This window comes from Streptomyces sp. SolWspMP-5a-2, assembly GCF_900091845.1.
In the GTDB taxonomy this organism is placed as follows: domain Bacteria; phylum Actinomycetota; class Actinomycetes; order Streptomycetales; family Streptomycetaceae; genus Streptomyces; species Streptomyces doudnae.
The window spans coordinates 1-4,982 of the sequence record NZ_FMCI01000360.1 but is presented as its reverse complement, the minus strand read 5'-3'; the positions used below and the strand labels follow the sequence as shown (position 1 = coordinate 4,982).

Genomic DNA, 4,982 nt, shown 5'->3' with positions numbered 1-4,982 from the left:
TACGGCGCGGGTCCCCCGTGAGTTCCCCGCCCCGCGCCCGCGCTGGTCGGCGGAGCCGTTCGACGACCGCCCTGCCGTCCCCGGCACCGAGTACACGACCCTCGACGTCCCCCGTGACCACACGGACCCGGCGGGCGACCGCGTCACGCTCGCCGTGAGCAGGCTGCGCGCCGCCGACCCCGCGCGCCGCCGGGGCGTCCTGCTCGCCGTCGACGGCGGGCCCGGCGGCGACGGCGGCCTCGGCACGTCCCTGCCGGCGCGGTTCGCGGAGACCGGACTCCACCAGGTCTACGACCTGATCGGCTTCGACCCGCGCGGCACCGGTGCCTCGACGCCGCTGTACGCCGAGGTCCACACCCCCGCCGCGCCGTTCGACTCCCGGCCGCCCGACGCGGTGTTCCCGCAGCTCGCGGAGGACATGCGGCAGCGGGAACTGGCCTGTCAGCGGGGCGGGGGAGCGCTGCGCCGGCACATCAGCACCCGCAACACCGCCCGGGACATGGACCTGATCCGCCGGGCCCTCGGCGAGAGCCGGATCAGCTTCGTCGGCTACGCCTACGGCGCCTACGTCGGAGCCGTCTACGGCAGCATGTTCCCGGCCCACCTGGACCGCAGCGTGCTCGACTCCTGCGTCGGACCCCGGTGGAGCTGGCGCGAGCAGTTCCTGTGGCAGGGCGACGCCGTCCACCGCAACGTCAACCAGTGGGCCCGCTGGACCGGGCAGCGGCACACCGTCTTCGGCCTCGGCCGCGGCCGGGGCCAGGTCCTCAACGCCGTCGAGCGGGCCGCCGCCCTGCTGGAGGGCCAGCCGGGCGGCGTCCGGCTGCGCACCCTCCTCGACGGCGCGGTCGGCACCCGCTCGGCCGACCGCGCCCGCTGGGCCGAACTCGCCCGCGCCGTCGGCGCGTTGCTGGCCGTCGCGGCGCCCGGCGGCGCGGGACCGCGGGCCTGCGAGGAACTGCTCGCCGAGCAGAGCACCTGGCGGCCCGCGGACAGCGAGGGCACCCGCCGCATCGGTGTCCTCGAGGCGGTGACCCTGGAGCACGAGTGGCCCGCCGACCTGGAGGTCTACTACACGGACATGCGGGACTTCCGCAAGCGGTTCCCCTACGGCTACGGAGTGCTGCGGGCGCAGCCGTGGGTCGGCGCGTTCCGCACCTTCGAACCGGCCGAGCCGCCGACCGTGCTGCGCCGGGACGGCTATCCGCAGGGCCTGGTCGTGCAGGCCGACGGCGACCCCATGGACCACTACGCGGGCGGCGTCGCCATGGCGGAGCTGCTCGGCCACCGGCTGCTGACCGTCACGGACTCCGGGGAGCACGAGATCTACGTGCTCGGCGCCAACCCGCGCGTCGACGAGGTCGTGCACCGGTACCTGGTGGACGGGGTGTTGCCCGCCGAGGACACCACCTGCCGGGGTGCGGCGGCCCGCCCCGGCATTCCCGCCGACGCCCTCTGAAGCGCGCGGACGGCTCCGTCCCGAGGCGGCCTCGGGACGGAGCCGTCCGTACGAGCGGACGCGTTCACCAGGCGACCGGCAGCTCCCACAGGCTGTAGATGACCGCGCCCTCCTTGCGCGGGATGCTGTCGAAGGGCTTGGCGAGTCGCAGCGTAGGGATGCGCTGGAACAGCGTGCTCCACACGATCTCCAGCTCCAGACGGGCCAGGTCGGCGCCGATGCAGTGGTGCACCCCGTGGCCGAAGCCGAGGTGTTTGCGGCTGCCCCGGGTGATGTCGAGCCGGTCGGGGTCGGGGAAGACTTCGGGGTCCCGGTTGGCGGCCAGCCCCAGGCAGAGGATGCCGTCGCCCTTCCGGATCAGGGTGCCGCCGACCTCGATGTCGGCGAGGGCCACCCGGGGCACGGCGGTGTCGCCGATGGTGGCGAACCTGATGAGTTCCTCGACGGCGGGCTTCACCAGCGCAGGATCGGAGCGCAGCAGCTCCAACTGGTCGGGGTGTTCCAGGAGGCATGCGGTGCCCAGCGAGATCTGGCTCGCGGTGGTCTCGTGCCCGCCGTTCATCAGCAGCCTGACCATGTTGAACAGGTCCCGGTCCGTGTACTCCTCGCCCGACGCCTCGTAGTCCGCGATGGCCCGGCTGAGCAGGTCCTCGCCCGGCTCCCGGCGCTTGGCCAGGATCAGGTCGCTGATGTACGCGTTGACCTCCAGGATCGCCGCCTGCCGTTCCGCGGTGCTGCTGTGCCCGCCGAGCAGGGCCGTGCCGTGCTTGATGAAGAAGTCGTGCCGGTCCTGCGGGATGCCGAGGAGTTCACAGATCACGGTCATCGGGACGGCGAGCGAGAAGACCCGGTGCATGTCCACCGGGGGCGTCAGCGCCAGCATGGCGTCGAGGTGGGTGTCGACGATCTCCTCGACACGCGGCCGCAGCCGCTGCACCTGGCGGTGGGTGAAGGTGAGCGCGGCCTTGCGGCGGGTGCGGACGTGCGCGTCGCCGTCGTAGCCGATGAAGGACGTCTCGGTGCGGTACTCGGGCGGGGCGACGAAGTAGAACGGGAAGTTCGCGTGCTTGCGGGACGCGCTCACCCGCGGGTCGGTGAGCAGCCGCCTGATCGTCTCGTATCCGGTGACCGCCCAGATCCGTAGCCCCGAGCCGCGCAGCTCGACCTGGGAGACGTCCCGTTCGGTCATCGCGGCGTACTGGGGGGGCGCGCTGAAGGGGCACTTCCGCCGGTAGGGGAAGGTCTTGTCCTCCGGCGCGGGGCCGGCCTCGGTCTCGCTCGAAGTCGTCACGGGTGTTTCCCTCCTGAGGGCATGGCGTCAACGCAGGGTGCGGAAGAAGGCGCGCAGTTCCTCGACGAGCGCGTCGCTCTGTTCGAGGGCCGGGAAGTGGCCGCCGGCCGGGTGGTCCGTCCAGCGGCGCAGATCGGTGAACCTGGCCGCGATCCACGGGCGCGGCATCCGGCCGTCCTTCGGGAAGTTGGAGACCGCGGTCGGTACCCGTACCGGGGCGAGGGCCAGCCGGTTCTGGCTCTCCCAGTAGATGCGGGCCGAGGACGCCGCCGTCGCGCGGAACCAGCCCACCGAGACGGCGTCGAGGAGCCGGTCGCGGGGGATGGCCTTGTCCAGGTCGCCGTCGTGGTCGCTCCACGCCCAGTACTTCTCGGCCATCCACGCCAACTGCCCGGCGGGCGAGTCGGTCAGGGCGTACCCGAGGGTCTGCGGGCGGGTGCTCTGGAGGACCGAGTAGCCGCCCTCCTGCTCCTGGAACCGCTTCATCGCGGCCAGCCCCGCCAGGTCGCGTTCGTCCAGCGCGACCTGCTCCTCGGGCGGCCGCGCGAACGGCATCGTCAGATGGATGCCGGCAAGCCCCCCGGGGTCCGTCTCGGCCAGGGCGGCGGTGACGAAGGACCCCCAGTCGACGCCGTGCGCGCCGTAGCGCCGGTAGCCGAGCCGGGCCGGCAGGGTCGCCCAGGCGGCCGCGATCCGCTCCACCGGCCAGCCGCCACCGGACGGTTTGCCGCTGAAGCCGTGTCCGGGCAGCGACGGGCAGATGACGTGGAAAGCGTCCGCCGGGTCGGGCGGATCGGTGAGCGGCCCGATGATGTCGAGGAACTCCACGACCGAGCCGGGCCAGCCGTGGCTGACCAGCAGCGGCAGGGCGCCCGGGTGCGGTGAGCGGGCGTGCAGGAGGTGGACGGCCACCCCGTCGATGTCGGTACGGAACTGTTCGACGGCGTTCAGCCGGGCCTCGGTCGCCCGCCAGTCGTAGTGCCGCTCCCAGTACCCGGCGAGGTCCTTCGCGTAGGCGAGGGGCATCCCCTGCGACCAGTCGTCGACCGTCTCGGCTTCGGGCCAGCGGGTACGGGCGAGCCGCCGCCGCAGATCGTCGAGGCGTTCCCCGGGGACGCGCACCCGGTACGGGGTGAGGGGCGAGTTCATACGAGCTCCTTTCCGACCGCCCGGAACGCTCCGGACGGACCGTCCCCCAAGGTCGCGCGCCCCTGTCGAACGGGGCTCGAGTCCGCGTGCAGCGGGGGTGGGCTGCCCGGCCGGGGCCCGGCGGAGGGACCACCGTCCCGTCACCCCCGCCGTCCGTCCCCTCCGGAAGCCGGGGCCGGGGCCGGGGCCGTCGGGCGGACCGTGGACCAGAGGTCGCGCATGGACGTGTCGACGTCGTGGCGTGGACGCCAGCCGAGCAACCGGCGGGCGCGGGTGGCGTCGACCTGGATCCAGTCGGCGCCCGCGCTGCGTCCCGCCGCGTCGCCGTGGCGTCGTCTGATCGCGTCCGGCGTCAGCCCTCCCGCCCTGACCAGGGCGTCGACCAGCTCGCTCAGATGGCGCGCCGCGCCCGAGCCGATGTTCAGCAGCGGGTCGCCCGCCGTGCTCTCCGCCGCCAGGACGACGGCCCGCGAGGCGTCCCTGACGTCGACGTAGTCCCGTCGGGCGTCGGCCAGCGCCAGTTCGACCCCGGCGCCCTGCGTGTCGTCGCGCAGCCGGGCGGCGAGCGAGCCGAAGAGGCTGTCGGGGGCCGGGTAGGGGCCGATCGTGTTCGTCACGCGCAGCACCGTGGCGTCCAGGCCCTCGGCGCCGACCGCGGCCAGCACCGAGCGCGAGGCAGTGAGTTTCGCCCGCGCGTACAGGGTCTGCGGCCGGGGCGGCACCCGCTCGTCGAGCAGCGTGCCGTGCGGCACGGGACCGTATTCGTGGATGGTGCCCAGCTGCACCAGGCGCGGCGGGTCGTCGAGGCCGCGCAGCGCGTCGAGCAGCCGCTCCACGAGCCCCACGTTGGTGCGGCCCATCTCGGCCTCGGTGCGGCCCCAGCCGAGGGTCGCGTTGACGACCGTGCCGACCCCCTCGGCGGCCAGGACGGCGGCGAGTTCACCCGGCGTGCACCCGGCGGCGTCCAGCGGCACGAACCGGTGGGCGCCCACCGCGGGCGAGGGCCGCCTGGCGACCGCCACCACCCGGTGCCCGCGGGCCGCGAACGCGGCGCAGACGTGGCGGCCCACGCAGCCGGTGCCG

The 4,982-nt window shown here is 74.1% G+C and carries 4 protein-coding genes; 1 reads left to right on the top strand and 3 read right to left on the bottom strand.

From position 1 onward, the window contains the following. Window positions 1-1,459, top strand: a 1,459-nt coding sequence (locus GA0115242_RS35850; protein WP_202556373.1) for an alpha/beta fold hydrolase, incomplete at its 5' end; no start/stop codon positions are given. Window positions 1,460-1,523: 64 nt separating this feature from the next. Here the strand turns inward: GA0115242_RS35850 and GA0115242_RS35845 are convergent. The 3 genes from GA0115242_RS35845 to GA0115242_RS35835 all read right to left on the bottom strand — a co-directional run. Beyond that, a complete protein-coding gene (locus GA0115242_RS35845) occupies window positions 1,524-2,750 on the bottom strand; it encodes a cytochrome P450 (RefSeq protein WP_093835836.1) in 1,227 nt (408 codons plus the stop codon). Between the two features lie 27 nt (window positions 2,751-2,777). Continuing rightward, the gene (locus GA0115242_RS35840) at window positions 2,778-3,899 is read right to left on the bottom strand and encodes an epoxide hydrolase family protein (RefSeq protein ID WP_093835835.1); all 1,122 of its coding nucleotides are present in this window, start codon (window positions 3,897-3,899) and stop codon (window positions 2,778-2,780) included. Window positions 3,900-4,039: 140 nt separating this feature from the next. Beyond that, window positions 4,040-4,982: NAD-dependent epimerase/dehydratase family protein (locus GA0115242_RS35835; RefSeq protein WP_107461571.1), on the bottom strand; the 943-nt coding region annotated here is incomplete at its 5' end.